Genomic DNA, 18,898 nt, shown 5'->3' on the forward strand with positions numbered 1-18,898 from the left:
GCGGGGTGGAGCAGTTCGGTAGCTCGTCGGGCTCATAACCCGAAGGTCGCAGGTTCAAATCCTGTCCCCGCAACCAACATGGTCCCGTGGTGTAGCGGTTAACATGCCTGCCTGTCACGCAGGAGATCGCGGGTTCGATTCCCGTCGGGACCGCCATGTTTTAGAAACGAAACAATGTGTTTCGTCTTTTTTATTGTTTGAACCATTTTTATATAAAACTTTACCGTCCTTAGGAGCAATCCTAAGGAATTTTTTATATACAAAGAAATTTCTTTGTAGAATTGCGATGTTAAAGATTGTTGGATTTCTTACTGGATATGTATAGTCCACAACGTTTACAATATATATATACAGATTGAAATGAGGTTCTGAATGAATGACAGAGATTAATGAATTTACGTTTATGTCTACGTCTCCTGATGAAACTAATCAGCTGGCTGCTCGTCTAGCAACTTTATTAGAAGCTGGTGACGTGCTGCTGCTTGAAGGTGATTTGGGAGCTGGAAAGACAACATTCACAAAAAGTTTAGCTAAAGGCTTAGGAATTGAACGCAATGTGAATAGCCCGACATTTACTATCATTAAAGAATACAAAAGCGGTCGCCTTCCTCTTTACCATATGGATGTGTACCGTCTAGGGGATGAATTTGAAGACCTAGGGTTCGATGAGTATTTTGAAGGAGATGGCGTGACGGTCGTGGAGTGGGCTCACCTGATTGAAGAGCAGCTTCCTAATGAATATATTCAAATCAATATTTACCATGAAAACGAAACGACTCGTAAAATCCTTGTAAAAGCGATAGGCAGTCGGTACGTTGAAATATGTAAGGAGCTTTTTAAAAGATGAAAATGTTAGCCATTGATACATCCAATTTTGTCATGGGTGTTGCTGTCGTTGAAGAAAACAAAGTAATTGGAGAAATTATTACGAATCTAAAAAAGAATCACTCTGTTCGTGTGATGAACGCTGTGGAATCTTTGTTAAAAGATTGTGATATTGCGCCAAGCGAGCTAGACCGTATTGTAGTGGCACACGGTCCCGGGTCCTATACCGGTGTACGCATTGGTGTTACCATTGCCAAGACACTTGCTTGGACTTTAAATATTCCTTTAATAGGTGTATCTAGCCTTGAGGCACTAGCAGCAAACGGTCGTTATTTTGATGGATATATTGCTCCGTTATTTGATGCGCGCCGTCAGCAGCTTTATACAGGACTATATGAATGGAATAACGAACGAGGTCTTGTAGAAGTTGAAAGTGATCGACTTGTTATTAATAAGGACTGGGCGGAACATTTAAAGTCATACAACAAACCTATTTTATTCATAGGCAATGATCTTTCCATGCATGAAGAGGCGTTAAAAGAAGTGTTGAGTGAACAAGCTGTATTTGCCCATGTTCAGCAGTTTAACCCAAGACCAAGTGAATTGGCTTTCTTAGGAATGAAGAAAGAGCCGCAGTCTGTGCATACTTTTGTTCCGAACTACATTCGTTTAGCTGAAGCAGAAGCCAACTGGCTTGCTTCACAGCAAAAAGGATAAAAGAAGGTATAACATGAAACTAACAATTAAGTTTCGTTTAATGGAAGTTAAAGATATTGATCAAGTAGTGAAAATCGAAGAGAAGTCTTTTACGACACCTTGGAGTGCAGAAGCATTTCAAAATGAGTTAACCAATAATCAATTTTCAACTTACATTGTGATGGAAGAAGGAGAAAATATTATTGGTTATTGCGGAACGTGGATTGTTATTGACGAAGCACATGTAACCAACATTGCGCTATTGCCAGACTACCGAGGCAAGGGACTCGGTGAATTGCTGCTGCGCAACGTGATGGACGTTCTTCGAAAACTAGGTGCTACGTCAATGACATTAGAAGTTAGGGTATCTAATCATATTGCACAATCATTGTATCAAAAGCTAGGTTTTAAACCTGGAGGTATTCGTAAGAATTATTATTCTGATAACAATGAGGATGCATTAGTTATGTGGGTGAATTTATGAATGAAAATCAATTAATTTTAGCATTAGAAACAAGCTGTGATGAGACAGCAGCAGCTGTGATTCGAAACGGTCATGAAATTGTAGCCAATGTGGTGGCCTCTCAAATAGAAAGCCATAAACGATTTGGCGGTGTCGTACCGGAAATTGCATCTCGTCATCATGTAGAACAAATTACAGTAGTAGTTGAAGAAACTTTAAATCAAGCGAACTTGACGTTTGCAGATATAGATGCAATAGCTGTAACGGAAGGACCAGGGCTTGTGGGAGCACTTCTTATTGGCGTAAATGCAGCCAAAGCGCTAGCATTTGCACATCAAAAGCCATTAATTGGTGTTCATCATATTGCAGGACATATTTACGCAAATCAGCTAATCAAAAAACTAGAATTCCCGCTCTTATCGCTAGTTGTATCTGGAGGGCATACGGAGCTTGTATACATGGAAAGTCACGGTCAGTTTAAAGTAATTGGCGAAACAAGAGATGATGCAGCAGGAGAAGCCTACGATAAAGTAGCCCGCACGTTAAACCTTCCATATCCAGGCGGACCTCATATTGACCGCCTTGCACATGAAGGAGAGCCATTAATTGATTTGCCGCGTGCTTGGCTAGAAGAAGGATCCTATGATTTTAGTTTCAGTGGGTTAAAATCAGCAGTTATTAACACTGTCCACAACGCGAAGCAAAAAGGTGAAGAGATTCTTCCACAAACACTTGCTGCTAGCTTTCAAGCGAGTGTCATTGATGTGTTAGTAACTAAAACAGTTAAAGCTGCGAAGGAATATAACGTTAAGCAAGTTTTATTGGCAGGAGGAGTTGCTGCTAATAAAGGGCTTAGAGCAGCGCTAGAAGAGGCATTTGAATCCCTATCAAATATTGAGCTTATTATCCCGCCGCTATCTCTATGTACGGATAATGCTGCAATGATTGGAGCAGCAGCAAGCGTAAGATTTGCTCAAGGAAAACGTTCAGATATGTCATTAAATGCAAACCCCGGTTTGGACTTGGAAGAGTAAGTGACGAATGAGATTTATTTCTCATTCGTCTTTTTTTGTGGATAAAAATGATTTATCAACAATATTCAATAAATTTAGAATTGACTGTGGATAATTATGTGGAAAAGTCCGTGCACTCAGTACACGGACCTGTTATCAACAAGTTTTAATTATGAAAATCAGACAGATATCCACTATTTATTCACAGAGTGGATAAAGCTTGCTCTTAAGCGCATGAACAAGTAAATAGGATGAATAGATACGCAAAAATATAGGCTACTCTTCTAGAAGCAGCTGTAATTCTTCCCACTCTTCCATTAATGTGGATAACTGTGAAGAAATTTTTTCATTTTCACCGTTTAATCTTGATACTTCTTCGTGATTTTGATAAATTTCAGGGTCACAAAGAAGTTCTTCATTCGCCGCTTGGGCGGCTTCTAATTTGTTTACTTCAGTTTCAATTTCTTCAATGCGGCGCGTTCGCTGTCTCATCAATTTCTTTTGTTCTTTATCTTGTTTATAGGACTGTTTATCTACTTTTACCGTACGTTCTTCGTTTGCTTTTATATTTTCTAATTCTTTGATTTCCTCTATTTCTGCTTTCTTTTCTACATAATAGTCATAATCTCCAAGAAATTCTTCTACTCCTTCAGGAGATAGCTCTGCTATTTTATTGGCAATACGATTAATAAAATAACGGTCATGTGAAACAAATAATAGAGTCCCTGGGTAATCAATTAACGCATTCTCGAGTACTTGTTTGCTATCTAAATCAAGATGGTTAGTAGGTTCATCCAAAATTAAGAAGTTAGCTTTTTGAAGCATAAGCTTCGCAAGAGCCAAACGTGCTTTTTCACCACCGCTGAGCGTGGAAACGATTTTCAGTACATCATCACCTGAAAACAGAAAATTTCCAAGCGCTGTACGGATTTCTTTTTCAGGTTTGGCTGGGTAGTCATCCCAAAGTTCATTTAAAACGGTTTTATTAGACGTTAAATTGGCTTGCTCTTGGTCGTAATAACCAACCATTACATTTGAGCCAAAGGAAATGGTCCCAGTCTTGAAGCTGAGTTTATCCACAATGCCTTTTAATAAAGTTGATTTCCCCACGCCATTAGGACCAACCAACGCAAGGCTTTCCCCTTTTTTAATGCGAAGGTTTGCCTCTTGGACGACATAGTTGTGTTCATCATATCCGATAGACACATCTTCCAGATTTAAGACTTCATTTCCGCTTTGACGTTCAATTTCAAACGAAAAACTAGCTGATTTTTCGCCTTCGTTAGGTCGATTTATTAACTCCATTCGATCGAGCTGTTTACGTCTGCTTTGCGCACGTTTTGTAGTCGATGCGCGGGCGATGTTTCGCTGAATAAAATCATTCAGCTTTGCGACTTCATCTTGCTGCTTTTCGTACTGACGCAACTCTTTTTCATATCGCTCTGCTTTTTGTACAAGGTATTTAGAGTAGTTGCCCGTGTACTTCACCGTTGTTTTTTGTACGACTTCATACACTTGATTTACGACTTTATCAAGGAAGTAACGATCATGTGAAACGATTAAAATAGCTCCTTCATACCCTTGCAGAAACTGTTCCAGCCATGCTAAAGTTTCAATATCTAAGTGGTTGGTAGGCTCATCCAGAATAAGCAAATCAGGCTTTGTTAAAAGCAGTTTTGCAAGAGCCAGGCGCGTTTTTTGTCCACCGCTTAAGGAGGAAATAGGGGTGCTGTAGTCAAAGTTTGAAAAACGGAAACCGTGAAGAATAGATCGTGTATCCGCTTCATATTGATAGCCGCCTAAATCTTTAAACGTTACTTGAAGCTGATCATACTCTTTGGTTAGTTTTTCGTATTGAACTGAATCATTAAAAATGTCTGGATCACCCATCTTCGTTTCAAGCGTACGTAATTCTTTTTCCATCTTCTTTAATGGAGCAAAGACAGTCATCATTTCTTCCCATATGGAGAGTGTTGACTCAAGAACTGTATCTTGTCCCATATAATCAATGGAAACACCCTTAGGTTTAATAATTTCTCCGCTGTCATAGGAAAGCTGCTCAGCAATAATTTTTAATAAAGTTGATTTACCAGCACCGTTTCGTCCCACTAGGGCAATGCGGTCTTTTGATTGTACTTCTAACTTTATATTCGATAAAATGGGTTCTGCCCCATAGTATTTTGTAATACCGTTCAATTGTAGAATAATCATTTTTTCACCTCTAGTAGTATATCCATAGTGTATTTTAACATATTTTTAACTACAAGTTCTTCCTACAAGCGTTTGTAATTTGTAGAGGGACAAGGACAAATGATGAAGCGAATGTTTTGATTCATGAAATAAAATGATTTTACCTGCACATTTTATACAGGATACTATGTTAAAATAAGAGATAAGTGCATCTCTGAACTTATCTATGATGGATGTAAAAAAATCCGTCATGACTAACAAACCGATCCTTTGAAGGGCTAATTGCTTCGTTCTACATACCGACTTTAAGGAGTGCTGAATAGACAAAAGCCGTCGAGGTGTGAAGCGGAGTATATATAAAACAAGAGAAAAGAGAGAGAATTGGAAGCGCTACCTCAAAGCGGTTGATGCTTTGTGAAAGGTAATGCAATATGACTTGAAAATGTTAGTAATGACATACATGAACTGAGGGGGTACAACGTGAACACTGAACAATTAAAAATACCACAAGCAACGGCTAAACGATTGCCGCTTTATTATCGTTTTTTGAAAAATTTGCATGCTTCTGGTAAACAGCGTGTGTCGTCAGCGGAGTTAAGTGAGGCAGTGAAAGTGGATTCTGCTACTATTCGTCGGGACTTTTCTTACTTTGGTGCATTAGGAAAAAAGGGATACGGCTACAATGTGAATTATTTACTTACATTTTTCCGTAAAACGTTAGACCAAGATGAAGTAACGAAAGTAGCACTGATTGGCGTAGGGAATCTAGGAACGGCCTTTTTAAATTATAATTTTATTAAAAATAATAACACCAAAATTGAGTGCGCTTTTGATGTGATAGAAGATAAAGTCGGTACGAAAGTAGGCGACGTGCCGGTCTATCATCTTGACCAATTGGAAGATTATATGAGTGATGACATCTCAGTAGCGATTCTAACCGTTCCTGCCACTGTTGCTCAGCAAATTACTGATCGTTTAGTGAGTTGCGGAATTAAAGGAATTTTAAACTTTACTCCTGCACGCTTAAACGTACCGGATGAGATTCGACTCCATCATATTGATCTTGCTGTAGAATTACAGTCGCTCGTCTACTTTTTGAAAAATTATCCTGTTGAATAAGGCGGACTGTGTTACGATTTCCTTAAGTCTAAATTAATAAGGAGAGTGGGAATATGGGGATTGGAGCAGGCAGTTGGATTATTATTGCGATTGTAGCACTGCTTATTTTTGGACCGAAACGGTTACCGGAGCTAGGAAGATCAGTGGGCCAAACGCTTAGAGAGTTTAAGCATGCCGCTAGCGGTGCATCAGAAGATCGTGAAAAAGATAAACAGCGTCAAGTAGATGACAAAGAGTAAAAGGGTGATCATAGTATGACCGAACAAGAAATGTCAATATATGATCATATAGGAGAGCTGCGAAAACGCATTTTAATTGTTTTATTTTTCTTTGTGATTGCCACAATTGGCGGCTTTTTTATAGCGGATAAGGTTATTGTCTATTTACAGCATGCTGATGAGGCAAAGAATTTAACGATGAATGCATTTCGGTTAACAGATCCAGTTAAGATTTATATGCAATTTGCTGTTATTATCGGCTGTGTACTTGCAGCTCCTGTTGCACTGTATCAACTTTGGGCATTTATTAGTCCTGGTTTATATGAAAAAGAGCGTAAGGTAACGCTTGGATATATTCCTGTTTCCATTTTTCTCTTTATCGGCGGTGTCTCTTTTTCTTATTTTGTGTTGTTTCCATTTGTCGTTGATTTTATGACGCGCGTTTCTGATGAGCTGAATGTAAACCAAGTGATTGGCATTAATGAATACTTTTCTTTTTTAATGCAGCTCACACTGCCTTTTGGCTTGTTGTTTCAGCTTCCTGTCGTCGTTATGTTTTTGACGCGTTTAGGAATTATAACGCCTATGTTTTTATCTCAAATTCGAAAATATGCCTATTTCGTACTGCTAGTTATTGCCGCACTTATTACACCACCGGAATTGCTCTCGCACATGATGGTGACAGTGCCGCTCTTAATTTTGTATGAAATCAGCATCATTATTTCCCGCATTTCGTATCGCAAAGTGTTAAAGGCAAGGGCAGAGCAAGAAAGAGAAGATGTTAGTATGTAAAAAAACCACTGAAACAGTGGTTTTTTTATTTGGATGAATCATCTTGATTTTTATATTGCTGCTGCAATTTTTTAATTTTGTAGTGCAAGATAAAGATGCGAACCGCAAACCTGAAATCGAATGCGGCTACGAGTGCAAATAAGATTGTGGGGAAATTCCAGACGGTTTCCTGGGCATTTTGAATTGCCAAGTAGGTGAATAAAATCCCCATAATAATATAAATAAACCCTCGTGTTAAAGGGATATTCTTCATAAAAACATGCCTCCAAAAATGAACTGCATTTGTTCTGCTTGTTTTTGCATTTCTATAATTTTATCTGCAAAAATAGTTTGAGATAAAATAACGATTGTATTCATCAAAACATGAGCAATAATAGGTACAACAATTAGTCTCGTCCTTGCATAAAGGAATGCAAATACAAATCCCATAGCTGTATACACAAGTAAATGTTTAAAATCCCAGTGTACCGCAGCGAAAATAAGGGAACTAATAAATGCAGAGATAAAGAAATTGTATCGTTTGTGAAGAGAACCAAAAATAATCTTTCGGAAAATAATCTCTTCTAGTATTGGTCCAATAACAGACGTAACGACAATAAGGAACGGCGTTGCTTTAACAAGATTAACAATATTTTGTGTGTTTTCAGATACTTGGGTAATGCCAAGAGCGTGCTCAATCATACCTGCTACAGCTTGACCAGCCATAGCGAGAAACACCCCAAGGACTGACCAGACAACAGCAATCGTTTTTCCAGCATGTTCTATACGCATGGACATGTCACGGCGCAGCAGCAGTAAGACAATAAGTAAACCAAGGATAAAGCTAATGATAGTCCAATAAGTCAAAAGCATGACATTCGCTGTTCGAACTGGATAGTTATCAAACATTCCTGTTAATTTTAACAGCGGTATACCAACAACTCCTGAAAACTGCATAAGGATGTAGGTGAGGATAACATACCAATAACGTTTTTCCAATCTTCTATACTCCTTTAAAAGGTTTTTATGTATATATGTCGAAGAAGTACTGTAAAGTTAGTAATTTCTTCTTGCTCGTATTGTAACATACATATTATTGAACAGAGAAAAGAATGCTTTATTTCTCAAAATCGTCGAAATCTAAGACTATTATATGTAGTTGTCGTAAATTTTAAATTTTTTTTGTTTAATACTTGCAAAAAAAACCCACTTTGTTTTAATATAATAATTGTGTTAGCACTCGTTGAGGTTGAGTGCTAATAAAAATGCAAACATATTATTTGAGGAGGTTGTTTCACTTGTTAAAGCCATTAGGTGATCGCGTAGTGATTGAACTTGTAAAATCTGAGGAAAAAACAGCAAGCGGTATCGTGTTACCGGACAGTGCAAAAGAAAAGCCACAAGAGGGTAAAATTGTTGCTGTAGGTACAGGCCGAGTATTAGAAAGCGGTGAGCGTGTAGCTTTAGAAGTAGCTGCGGGCGATCGTATCATCTTCTCAAAATATGCGGGTACTGAAGTAAAATACGAAGGTACTGAATACTTAATTTTACGCGAAAGCGATATTTTAGCTGTAATCGGCTAATTTTAACCACAAACTTATCATACGTAAAAAATAGATTATTAAGAACATCTTGAGGAGGTCAAAGAACATGGCAAAAGACATTAAATTTAGCGAAGAAGCACGTCGCGCAATGCTACGTGGTGTAGATACATTAGCAAATGCTGTAAAAGTAACGCTTGGACCAAAAGGTCGTAACGTTGTATTGGAAAAGAAATTCGGTTCACCGCTTATTACAAATGACGGTGTAACAATTGCAAAAGAAATCGAATTAGAAGACGCATTTGAAAATATGGGTGCTAAATTAGTAGCCGAAGTTGCTAGCAAAACAAACGACGTTGCTGGTGACGGTACAACTACTGCAACAGTTTTAGCGCAAGCAATGATCAGAGAAGGTCTTAAAAACGTAACGGCTGGTGCTAACCCAATGGGTATCCGTAAAGGTATGGAAAAAGCAGTAGCTGTAGCGGTTGAAGAACTAAAAGCAATCTCTAAACCAATTCAAGGTAAAGATTCAATTGCTCAAGTAGCGGCTATCTCAGCAGCTGACGAAGAAGTAGGTCAATTAATTGCTGAAGCAATGGAGCGCGTTGGTAACGACGGCGTTATCACACTTGAAGAATCAAAAGGTTTCACAACTGAATTAGAAGTGGTAGAAGGTATGCAGTTTGACCGTGGATATGCATCTCCTTACATGGTAACTGATTCAGATAAAATGGAAGCTGTATTAGATGATCCATACATCTTAATCACAGACAAAAAAATCGGTAACATTCAAGAAATCTTACCGGTATTAGAGCAAGTTGTTCAACAAGGCAAGCCTCTATTAATCATTGCTGAAGACGTAGAAGGTGAAGCTTTAGCAACATTAGTTGTGAACAAACTTCGCGGTACATTTACAGCTGTAGCTGTTAAAGCTCCTGGTTTCGGTGATCGTCGTAAAGCAATGCTACAAGACGTTGCTATTCTAACAGGCGGAGAAGTAATTACTGAAGAGCTTGGTCTTGACTTAAAAACAGCAGGCATCGATCAATTAGGTCGCGCTTCTAAAATTGTTGTAACAAAAGAAAATACAACAGTTGTAAACGGTGCAGGAAACGCAGAAGATATCCTAGCACGCGTAAACCAAATCAAAGCTCAGCTTGAAGAAACAACTTCAGAGTTTGACCGTGAAAAATTACAAGAGCGTTTAGCAAAACTTGCTGGTGGCGTAGCTGTAATTAAAGTTGGTGCGGCAACTGAAACTGAGTTAAAAGAACGTAAATTACGTATTGAAGATGCATTAAACTCTACGCGTGCTGCGGTTGAAGAAGGTATCGTAGCTGGTGGTGGTACTGCATTAGTAAATATCTATAATAAAGTAGCAAGCATCGAAGCTGACGGTGACACTGCTACAGGTATCAACATCGTATTGCGTGCGATTGAAGAGCCTGTACGTCAAATCGCTCACAACGCTGGTTTAGAAGGATCAGTAATCGTTGAGCGTCTAAAAGGCGAAGCAGTTGGAACTGGATTCAACGCTGCAACTGGCGAGTGGGTAAATATGCTAGACACTGGTATCGTTGACCCAACAAAAGTAACGCGTTCAGCTCTTCAAAATGCTTCTTCTGTAGCGGCTATGTTCTTAACAACTGAAGCAGTTGTTGCTGACAAGCCAGAAGAAGGCGGAGCTCCTGCAATGCCTGACATGGGCGGCATGGGTGGAATGGGCGGCATGATGTAATCACTGCCCTACCTAAAAAAGCGACCAAGTACTCACTTGGTCGCTTTTTTGTGTGCGTTAATATTTTCAGATTTTTTTAAAATTTGTTAAGATAGTACTATGTTTATTGGAAAACTTACTAAACTCAAGGCTTAACTGAGTTTTAAGGGGGAGCTTCGTTGATTCAGCTCGATCATATTAATAATAAATTAAACCAAGTATTAGAAAACATCGATCAAATTGTGATTGGAAAACGTCACGTATCTACGTTGAGTTTGGTTGCTTTGCTTGCCGAGGGCCATATTTTGCTTGAAGATGTACCGGGTGTAGGAAAAACGATGCTAGTGAAGGCACTGGCCAAATCAATTGATGCGGAATTTAAACGAATTCAATTCACGCCTGATTTGCTGCCGTCCGACGTAACAGGTGTTTCTATTTACAGTCCAAAAGACATGGAATTTCATTTTCGTCCAGGTCCTATCATGAGCCACATAGTACTCGCTGATGAGATTAACAGGACTTCTCCTAAAACACAATCGGCGCTTTTAGAAGCAATGGCTGAGCATCATGTAACAACCGATGGTATCACCCGGGAAATTCCGGCGCCTTTTTTTGTGATGGCTACTCAAAATCCCGTTGATTTTGATGGGACCTATCATTTGCCGGAAGCGCAGCTGGATCGTTTTTTATTCAAACTAAGCATGGGGTATCCTACGCAAGAAGAGGAGCTTCAAATTTTAAATGGCGTATCGACTCAAGTTAATCTTGAAGATGTCAAACCTGTTATGAGCGTTCCAGAATTAGTACAGGCTCAAAAAGCTGTAAGCAGTATTTATGTAGATGATACGATCAAGAACTATATCATTGAAATTATTCGCAAAACTCGCTCTCATCCACATGTTTCATTAGGTATCAGTCCTCGTGGCACGGTTTCCTTTATGAAGGCTATTCAAGCATATGCGTTAGTAAAGGGAAGAGATTACTGTCTTCCTGATGATGTTCAAGAGCTTGCTTCGTATGTGTGTGCACATCGCTTAACGCTAAGACCTGATACTCAGTACAGCGGTTTAACAGCGAGTGATGTGATGAAGCAAATTATGGCTGATACGAAAGTACCTGTTAAAAGGTAAGAGGATAATTTATGAAACAGTATATAAAAGTGATATGGAACAAAGGTAGAGACTGGTTCGTTTTATTCTGCATCTTTACCGCTACGTTTTCTTACGCCATGTTTCAAGGAGGCTTTGTCAGCTGGTTTTTATTTTATAGCTTCTTACCTTTTGGATTATATGCGGTAGCCGTGTTGCTCTATCCGTTGAAGAAGTGGAATGTTGCTCGTGATGTGAAGCTACAGCCTCGATCCGCTGGAGATCATCTTTCTTATGACATTCACATTACACGCTCCTCGGCTTTTCCTGTTTATATGGCAGCGGTGAAAGAGGAGAGTAACCTTTTAGATCAAGAAGAAAGAACAATTTATCCGCTTTTTCAACGAAACGCTGTTATTCCGTATGAAAGATCGTTTGTAGAAAGAGGAGAATATGAATTTTTTACGATTTCAATTGAAATTAGTGATTTATTAGGCATCGTAAAAAAGAAGGCATATTTTCTACTGCAGCAGCGGTTTGTCGTGTATCCTCAAATCCATGAGATAGATATCCCGTTTCTTTTAGCGGGAATAGAAGAAGGAAAAAATGAAGTTTCGACGGGGAATCAATCTACTACGTTAGTGACAGGCATTAGAGAATACCAGCCGGGTGACCGATTAGGGTCTATCGATTGGAAGGCGACGGCTCGTAAAGCTACGTTGATTTCTAAAGAGTTTGGTCATTATCATGAACGGAGTATAATTATCATTGCAGATGTTATGGGCCCTCTATACTTTGAAGAGCGAATGAGCTTTCTGGCATCCATGCTCATTCATGAAGAAACCAAGCGTAAAAAAGTCGATTTTCTTTTAGCTGGAGATGCCCTTTTTTCGCAGAAAACCTCTGAACAAAGGGAGGCTGATAACCTGTTGCATCACTTAGCACGTGCACAGCCTATTAGCAATCGAGCATTCGAAACAGAATTTCAGAATATTGCTATTCAAAAGCAGCATTCTTTTATGGTAATTGTCAGTCAGGTTACAGGGACTCTTATTGGCCAGATTCAATCCAAGCTGAGCCCTCATGCTAAGGCTTCACTCATTGTCGTTAAAAATGAAGGAGCGGGGCTTAGTGACGAAGAGACAGTTATTGTCAATGGCATACAATCTTCTGCTTTAACGATTGAAGTCGTTCATATTGATCTTCCTCTATCACTAAAGGAAGTGAGGGCGGAAATAAGTGAATAAATCAGCTTGGTATGTAAAAAACGTCTTATTATACGCGGGAGCTTTCTTTTTATTAGTGGAATGGCTTCTCCCTTTAAATGAAGTCACTGATACGAATCAAATTCAATACTTTATCCTGTTTGTCGCTTACTGTTTTTTGAGCTTAACGTTTCGATTGCCGTTTATTGTGATGACGTTAGGGAGCATGTTGTTTATTTTGTTTTCACTTCACAATCTCTATTTCCAAGGTGCCTTCTTTTCTTCAGAATGGCTTCCAAGACTTTTGGAAATTCTTCAGTCAGATGTACAAAGTATCATGGAGTGGAATATAGCGAATTTATCCTTTGAAATGAGGACCACTTTATTTTTTATCCTGCTTTGGATTATGGCTTATTTAATTCGATACTGGATCTTTTATCAAAAAAGAATTTTCTTCTTTTTCTTCTTAACCATTTTGTATATTACCGTATTGGATACCTTTTCTACTTACGATGCCGGAGCTGCTATTATTCGCGTGACGATTATCGGATTTTTATTAGTAGCCATGCTTCGCATCAATCCTGAACGTATAAAAGGTGCTAGCACCGAGCGTTTAGAAAATAGAAAACGATCGTTTCTTTTTCTAGGCAGTTTTTTAGCCATTGTCATTGTGCTTGCTTATCTCGCCCCTAAACCAGGTCCGCAGTGGCCAGATCCGGTCCCTTTTATTGCAGCTCACACAACAAATCAAGGACAGGGAGAATCTGCAAGCGGTCAACGAATTGGCTATGATATGGACGATTCTAAATTGGGGGGATCCTTTGTCAATGATGATACGGTTGTGTTTACAGCTAAAGTAGAGGATGAGCACTATTGGCGTATTGAAACGAAGGATGTGTATACAGGTAAGGGCTGGGAGCTGTCTAAAGAGGAAGAAAAAGTGCCTTTCAAAGGAAATGAAAACTTACTCCCTCAATATGATTCAAGTGTTGCAGGAGAAGTAAGAAAAGCAGAAGTTACCTATTCGCAGCCTTCTGTTCATCTTATGCATGTTCCTCAACTGCTGTCTCTAACCTTAAAAAATGGCATTCAAACCGATGTTACACCGACAAATGAAAAATTATATCCTTATCAAAATGACAAACTTGTTACTGTTCAATCGTATGAGCTAACGTATAAATATCCTGTGTTTGATACCGGGCTTCTTCAGCAAGCAGAGGAGAAAAAGTCAGAGAGTCTAGAGAATAATAATGAATTTATAGCAAGGTATACACAGCTTCCTGCTAATTTGCCAAAACGAGTAAAGGATTTAGCTCGTACGATAACAAAAAATAAAAACAATCGCTATGAAAAAGCAAAAGCCGTTGAAGAATACTTCCGATCCAATCCATATGTATATGATACTGAAAATGTTCCAATTCCTACGAAGAATAAAGATTATGTGGATCAATTTTTATTTGATACAAAAAGAGGATACTGTGATAACTTCTCTACTTCTATGGTCGTGCTGCTTCGTTCATTAGATATTCCTGCTCGGTGGGTAAAGGGCTATACAGAAGGTGATGCCACCGTTATTTCAGGAAGTAGTAAGTGGACAACCTATGAAATTACACAAAATAATGCTCATTCTTGGGTCGAAGTCTATTTTCCAGGAGCGGGCTGGGTACCTTTTGAACCAACAAAAAGTTTTTCTAATCCTTATGATTTTGTAGATAGCCAACCTAACAACTCTAGTGAAAATAGTCAAAGGAAAGAAGAGAAACAAGAAGCGCAAGTCAAGGAGCAGCCTAAGAAGAAAGAGCTTCCGGCACAAGAGAAAAGAGAGAAAGAAAAAACAGCTTCTCTTCAAAATGCTAAGTTGTCTATGAAATGGAAAGTGCTTTTCTACGGACTGATTGTAGTTATGTTAATAGTAATATATCTCAATCGATTTAAATGGTTTTTACCTTTTTATATCTCTTTTTATAAAAAGAAAGAGAGTGTGGAAACCTTTGAATCAGCGTATGCTTTTTTACTTAAAAGACTCGCTGCAAATGGACTAAAACGGCAAGAAAATCAAACGCTGCGCGACTTTGCAGGAGAAGTAGACGAAAAATTAAATACGGTAAATATGCTAAAATTAACGGAAAAATACGAGCGGGTTTTATATCGAAATGCAGATTCCATAAAAGAATGGAAAGAGTCGATTGAATTGTGGGAAAATTTAATCAAAAAAACGAGTTCTTGACCATTGTTTCGCGGATTGATAGAATATTCTCGAACTTACTATAAATGTTTCGTATACCTTCATATATCCTCGATAATATGGTTCGAGAGTCTCTACCGGGTCACCTTAAACGATCTGACTATGAAGGCAGAACAGTCTATTTGACGATAAACGTCGTGCTCAACTAGACTTCTGCCTTTGTTTTTTGAGGGAGAAGTCTAGTTTTTTTTATATTTTAGGGCATAATAACAAGTGATTATTTACACATTCGGAGAGGTGAACAAGATGGAAGGCATGATTGTTGTATTAGATTTTGGTAGTCAATATAACCAACTGATTACGCGTCGCATTCGCGAGTTCGGAGTATATAGTGAATTGCATCCGCACACAATTACAGCAGAAGAGATTAAAGCATTAAATCCAAAGGGAATTATTTTCTCTGGAGGCCCAAACAGTGTGTACGGTGAAAACGCATTTCACTGCGATGAAAACATTTTTGAATTAGGTATTCCTGTTTTAGGTATTTGTTATGGAATGCAATTAATGACTCATCATTTTGGTGGGAAGGTAGAAGGTGCTAGCCATCGTGAATATGGTAAAGCAGCGATTAACGTACAAAACGATTCATTAATGTACCATGAGTTGCCAAAAGAACAAGTTGTTTGGATGAGTCACGGTGATTTAGTTGTAGAAACACCAGCTGGTTTTGAAGTGGACGCAACTAGCCCATCTTGTCCAATTGCCGCAATGAGTAACAAAGAAAAGAATATGTACGGAGTGCAGTTTCATCCAGAAGTTCGCCATTCAGTGCACGGTAACCATATCTTAAAGAACTTCGTGTTTGAAGTATGTCATGCTGAAGCAAACTGGTCAATTGAGAACTTCATTGAAGTTGAAATGGATAAAATCCGTGAAACAGTTGGAGATAGAAAAGTACTTTGCGCACTTAGCGGCGGAGTAGACTCTTCGGTAGTAGCTGTATTAATTCACAAAGCAATTGGTGATCAGTTAACATGTATGTTCGTAGATCACGGTTTATTACGTAAAGGTGAAGCTGAAAGCGTAATGGAAACATTTAGCGAAGGCTTTAATATGAACGTAATTAAAATCGATGCAAAAGATCGCTTCTTAGAAAAATTAAGCGGTGTATCAGATCCTGAACAAAAGCGTAAAATCATCGGTAATGAATTTATTTATGTATTCGATGACGAAGCTGCTAAATTAAAAGGGTTTGATTTCCTAGCTCAAGGTACGCTATACACAGATATTATCGAGAGTGGGACAGCTACAGCTCAAACGATTAAATCTCACCATAATGTAGGTGGATTACCGGAAGATATGCAGTTCAAACTAATCGAACCGTTAAACACGCTATTCAAAGATGAAGTACGTGCATTAGGTTCTGAATTAGGTATTCCTGATAACATCGTTTGGCGTCAGCCTTTCCCAGGACCAGGTCTAGGTATTCGTGTACTTGGTGCAATTACGGAAGAGAAGTTAGAAATTGTACGTGAGTCGGATGCTATTTTACGTGAAGAGATTGCAAAAGCAGACTTAGAGCGCGATATCTGGCAATACTTTACGGTTCTTCCTGACATCCGCAGTGTAGGTGTAATGGGAGATGCTCGTACGTATGATTACACAATCGGTATTCGTGCTGTTACATCGATTGATGGTATGACTTCTGACTGGGCGCGTATTCCTTGGGATGTGCTTGAAGTTATCTCAACGCGCATTGTAAACGAAGTTAAGCATATTAACCGCGTAGTGTATGATATTACAAGTAAGCCACCTGCAACAATTGAATGGGAATAATATGTAAGAAAACCGAACAAACGAACATTCTTTTATAAGAATGTTCGTTTTTTGTTGACTTTTTTAAAAAGTTAATGGTAGGATAGTAACATAAAACAGCGAGATATAGCTTTAATGTCGTATAATCTTGGGGATAAGGCCCAAAAGTTTCTACCGAGCTACCGTAAATGGCTTGACTACGAGAAAGTAATACATGTATGTATAAAAATCTTTTGTTTTTTGCTCATACATTTCTCTTTTAGTCGATTTTATGCCTTTACGCGCCATAGTGTAGAGGCATTTTTTATGGCTTGCCTAAGTGCATGCGGCTTCTATAAAGGGAGGAAAAAACGTGAAGAAGTATTTTCGTTTTGAAGAGCTGGGTACTAGCTACCGAAAAGAGTTTATAGCTGGCCTTACAACTTTTCTATCTATGGCTTACATTTTATTTGTTAATCCATCTGTGCTATCACTAAGTGATGTAAAGGATCTACCTGACAGTATGAGAATGGACCAAGGGGCTGTATTTACAGCTACTGCTTTAGCGGCAGCTTTGGGATCAATTGTTATGGGAGTGCTTGGTAGATATCCAATTTCATTAGCTCCAGGTATGGGATTAAACGCATTTTTTGCTTATACAGTTGTTCTGACGATGGGAATTCCATGGCAGACGGCTTTAACGGGTGTTATGATATCAGGTGTTATTTTTATTCTTTTAACATTAACAAGCCTGCGAGAAAAAATTATTAATTCTATTCCTATTGAATTAAAAATGGCTGTTGGAGCAGGTATTGGTTTATTTATTAGTTTTATTGGTATGAAAGGTGCGGGAATCATCGTCAAAGATGATGCCACATTCGTTGGACTGGGTGATTTGACGAACCCAACAACATTACTTGCGGTTTTTGGTATTGTCATTACTATTGTATTAATGGTGCTTCGAGTAAATGCAGCTGTATTTATCGGTATGATTGTAACGGCTGTAGCAGGTATGGCTTTTGGGTTAATTGATACACCTAAAGCAGTGGTTTCATCGGTTCCTAGTCTTGACCCGACGTTTGGGGCAGCTTTCCAAAATATCGGTGATATCTTTACTGTAAAGATGCTAGTCGTCATTTTAACTTTCTTATTCGTTGATTTCTTCGATACAGCAGGTACGATGGTTGCTGTAGCGAGTCAAGCTGGGCTTATGAAAGATAATAAGCTTCCGCGAGCGGGCAGAGCGTTATTGGCAGATTCTAGTGCGATTGTAGTTGGTGCTGTTCTTGGTACCTCATCAACAACAGCTTACGTAGAGTCTACGGCTGGAGTAGCAGCGGGCGGACGTTCAGGATTTACTGCAATTGTAACGGCGGCGTTTTTCTTAGTTGCACTGTTCTTTTCTCCGTTGTTAGCGGTCGTAACACCAGCTGTTACTGCGCCAGCTTTAATTACGGTAGGAGCTCTGATGGTGTCAAACTTAGGAGAAATCAATTGGAAAGAGTTCGAAGTGGCAGTTCCGGCATTTTTCACGGTGATCATGATGCCATTAACGTACAGTATTGCAACAGGCATTGCGGTTGGCTTTATCTTTTATCCTATTACAATGTTATGCAGCAAGCGTGGAAAAGAAGTGCATCCCATTATGTATGCTCTCTGTATCATCTTCATACTCTATTTCGCGTTCTTAGCAGAATAGTTTAAATAAAAAAGCTCAGTTTAATGACTGGGCTTTTTTTTTATGGTAAGATAAGAAAACTGCATAGCGGCTAGATTGCTATTGTAATAGAGGTTAATTGGTTACTTTACTGAAGGTTTACTTCATTAACTTTTTTATTTATAAAGTTTTTTAGAAAAACGATTGACTCTATATATTATATATGGTAAATTATTAAATGTCGCTGATGAACAGCGCAGTTGAGAGAAACATCTTAAAAAAGATGTTGACATCAAAATAATAGAATGTTATACTAATAAAGTTGCTTCAGAGCAACGGTTGAACTTTGAAAACTGAACAAAGCGACAAACGTCAACGTTAATTTTTATTTTTTAAATGAGCAAGTCAAACAT

17 protein-coding genes, 1 tRNA gene and 2 riboswitches are annotated in these 18,898 nt (G+C 38.6%); of the genes, 15 read left to right on the plus strand and 3 right to left on the minus strand.

Going from position 1 to position 18,898, the window contains the following annotated elements:
- The first annotated feature begins 80 nt into the window (after positions 1-80).
- The 5 genes from ACRPLY_RS26320 to tsaD all read left to right on the plus strand — a co-directional run bounded on the left by ACRPLY_RS26320 (position 81) and on the right by tsaD (position 3,018).
- Positions 81-156, plus strand: a tRNA-Asp gene (locus ACRPLY_RS26320).
- Positions 157-376: 220 nt separating this feature from the next.
- Entirely contained in the window at positions 377-847 is a 471-nt protein-coding gene (gene tsaE, locus ACRPLY_RS26325; RefSeq protein WP_013081426.1) for a tRNA (adenosine(37)-N6)-threonylcarbamoyltransferase complex ATPase subunit type 1 TsaE, read from the plus strand.
- Positions 844-1,542, plus strand: coding sequence for a tRNA (adenosine(37)-N6)-threonylcarbamoyltransferase complex dimerization subunit type 1 TsaB (gene tsaB, locus ACRPLY_RS26330; protein ID WP_028412695.1), 699 nt, complete (start codon positions 844-846; stop codon positions 1,540-1,542). Before tsaE ends, tsaB begins: the two co-directional genes overlap by 4 nt.
- A gap of 13 nt (positions 1,543-1,555) precedes the next feature.
- Positions 1,556-2,005, plus strand: coding sequence for a ribosomal protein S18-alanine N-acetyltransferase (rimI, locus tag ACRPLY_RS26335; protein WP_028412696.1), 450 nt, complete (start codon positions 1,556-1,558; stop codon positions 2,003-2,005).
- Entirely contained in the window at positions 2,002-3,018 is a 1,017-nt protein-coding gene (tsaD, locus tag ACRPLY_RS26340) for a tRNA (adenosine(37)-N6)-threonylcarbamoyltransferase complex transferase subunit TsaD (protein ID WP_251441122.1), read from the plus strand. Before rimI ends, tsaD begins: the two co-directional genes overlap by 4 nt.
- A gap of 255 nt (positions 3,019-3,273) precedes the next feature.
- Here the strand turns inward: tsaD and ACRPLY_RS26345 are convergent, their stop codons facing one another.
- Positions 3,274-5,208 (minus strand): ABC-F family ATP-binding cassette domain-containing protein, encoded by a 1,935-nt coding sequence (locus ACRPLY_RS26345; protein WP_033580896.1) that lies wholly within the window; start codon positions 5,206-5,208, stop codon positions 3,274-3,276.
- A gap of 459 nt (positions 5,209-5,667) precedes the next feature.
- Here ACRPLY_RS26345 and ACRPLY_RS26350 point away from each other — a divergent pair, with 459 nt between their 5' ends.
- The 3 genes from ACRPLY_RS26350 to tatC are packed head-to-tail and all read left to right on the plus strand — an operon-like array spanning position 5,668 to position 7,316.
- On the plus strand, positions 5,668-6,306 hold the full coding sequence (locus ACRPLY_RS26350) for a redox-sensing transcriptional repressor Rex (protein ID WP_028410376.1): 639 nt from the start codon (positions 5,668-5,670) through the stop codon (positions 6,304-6,306).
- A 53-nt stretch (positions 6,307-6,359) separates the two neighbouring features.
- Positions 6,360-6,545, plus strand: coding sequence for a twin-arginine translocase TatA/TatE family subunit (gene tatA, locus ACRPLY_RS26355; protein WP_013055022.1), 186 nt, complete (start codon positions 6,360-6,362; stop codon positions 6,543-6,545).
- Positions 6,546-6,560: 15 nt separating this feature from the next.
- Entirely contained in the window at positions 6,561-7,316 is a 756-nt protein-coding gene (tatC, locus tag ACRPLY_RS26360) for a twin-arginine translocase subunit TatC (RefSeq protein WP_013055023.1), read from the plus strand.
- A 25-nt stretch (positions 7,317-7,341) separates the two neighbouring features.
- Here the strand turns inward: tatC and ACRPLY_RS26365 are convergent, their stop codons facing one another.
- A complete protein-coding gene (locus ACRPLY_RS26365) occupies positions 7,342-7,569 on the minus strand; it encodes a YdiK family protein (RefSeq protein ID WP_013055024.1) in 228 nt (75 codons plus the stop codon).
- Complete coding sequence (locus tag ACRPLY_RS26370) at positions 7,566-8,294, minus strand: CPBP family intramembrane glutamic endopeptidase (RefSeq protein WP_165573860.1); 729 nt, start codon at positions 8,292-8,294, stop codon at positions 7,566-7,568. Before ACRPLY_RS26370 ends, ACRPLY_RS26365 begins: the two co-directional genes overlap by 4 nt.
- Before the next feature lie 299 nt (positions 8,295-8,593).
- On the opposite strand from ACRPLY_RS26370, the gene groES reads away from it, so the two are divergent.
- The 7 genes from groES (at position 8,594) to ACRPLY_RS26405 (ending at position 18,527) form a co-directional block, all read left to right on the plus strand.
- Entirely contained in the window at positions 8,594-8,878 is a 285-nt protein-coding gene (groES, locus tag ACRPLY_RS26375) for a co-chaperone GroES (RefSeq protein ID WP_013055026.1), read from the plus strand.
- 67 nt (positions 8,879-8,945) lie between these two features.
- Positions 8,946-10,577, plus strand: a complete 1,632-nt coding sequence (gene groL, locus ACRPLY_RS26380) for a chaperonin GroEL (protein ID WP_028412700.1) — start codon at positions 8,946-8,948, stop codon at positions 10,575-10,577.
- Positions 10,578-10,735: 158 nt separating this feature from the next.
- On the plus strand, positions 10,736-11,686 hold the full coding sequence (locus tag ACRPLY_RS26385; RefSeq protein ID WP_033580898.1) for an AAA family ATPase: 951 nt from the start codon (positions 10,736-10,738) through the stop codon (positions 11,684-11,686).
- A gap of 11 nt (positions 11,687-11,697) precedes the next feature.
- Positions 11,698-12,891: a DUF58 domain-containing protein gene (locus tag ACRPLY_RS26390; protein WP_432232196.1), complete on the plus strand. Its 1,194-nt coding sequence runs from the start codon at positions 11,698-11,700 to the stop codon at positions 12,889-12,891.
- Positions 12,884-15,076, plus strand: coding sequence for a transglutaminase TgpA family protein (locus tag ACRPLY_RS26395; RefSeq protein WP_063248180.1), 2,193 nt, complete (start codon positions 12,884-12,886; stop codon positions 15,074-15,076). Before ACRPLY_RS26390 ends, ACRPLY_RS26395 begins: the two co-directional genes overlap by 8 nt.
- A 39-nt stretch (positions 15,077-15,115) precedes the next feature.
- A riboswitch (purine riboswitch) is annotated at positions 15,116-15,217 on the plus strand.
- Between the two features lie 123 nt (positions 15,218-15,340).
- Positions 15,341-16,870 carry a glutamine-hydrolyzing GMP synthase gene (guaA, locus tag ACRPLY_RS26400; protein ID WP_028412703.1) on the plus strand — a complete coding sequence of 510 codons (1,530 nt, stop codon included), beginning with the start codon at positions 15,341-15,343 and terminating at the stop codon, positions 16,868-16,870.
- 97 nt (positions 16,871-16,967) lie between these two features.
- A riboswitch (purine riboswitch) is annotated at positions 16,968-17,069 on the plus strand.
- 132 nt (positions 17,070-17,201) lie between these two features.
- Entirely contained in the window at positions 17,202-18,527 is a 1,326-nt protein-coding gene (locus ACRPLY_RS26405) for an NCS2 family permease (protein WP_013055032.1), read from the plus strand.
- Positions 18,528-18,898 lie beyond the last annotated feature (371 nt).

This window comes from Priestia sp. TGN 0903, assembly GCF_050846855.1.
GTDB lineage: Bacteria > Bacillota > Bacilli > Bacillales > Bacillaceae_H > Priestia > Priestia zanthoxyli.

Coding starts and splice junctions, on each gene's coding strand:
- ACRPLY_RS26390 (WP_432232196.1), top strand. CDS start 11,698: ATGAAACAGTATATAAAAGTGATATGGAACAAAGGTAGAGACTGGTTC.
- ACRPLY_RS26365 (WP_013055024.1), bottom strand. CDS start 7,569: ATGAAGAATATCCCTTTAACACGAGGGTTTATTTATATTATTATGGGG.
- tsaE (WP_013081426.1), top strand. CDS start 377: ATGACAGAGATTAATGAATTTACGTTTATGTCTACGTCTCCTGATGAA.
- tatC (WP_013055023.1), top strand. CDS start 6,561: ATGACCGAACAAGAAATGTCAATATATGATCATATAGGAGAGCTGCGA.
- groL (WP_028412700.1), top strand. CDS start 8,946: ATGGCAAAAGACATTAAATTTAGCGAAGAAGCACGTCGCGCAATGCTA.
- tatA (WP_013055022.1), top strand. CDS start 6,360: ATGGGGATTGGAGCAGGCAGTTGGATTATTATTGCGATTGTAGCACTG.
- tsaD (WP_251441122.1), top strand. CDS start 2,002: ATGAATGAAAATCAATTAATTTTAGCATTAGAAACAAGCTGTGATGAG.
- guaA (WP_028412703.1), top strand. CDS start 15,341: ATGGAAGGCATGATTGTTGTATTAGATTTTGGTAGTCAATATAACCAA.
- ACRPLY_RS26345 (WP_033580896.1), bottom strand. CDS start 5,208: ATGATTATTCTACAATTGAACGGTATTACAAAATACTATGGGGCAGAA.
- tsaB (WP_028412695.1), top strand. CDS start 844: ATGAAAATGTTAGCCATTGATACATCCAATTTTGTCATGGGTGTTGCT.
- rimI (WP_028412696.1), top strand. CDS start 1,556: ATGAAACTAACAATTAAGTTTCGTTTAATGGAAGTTAAAGATATTGAT.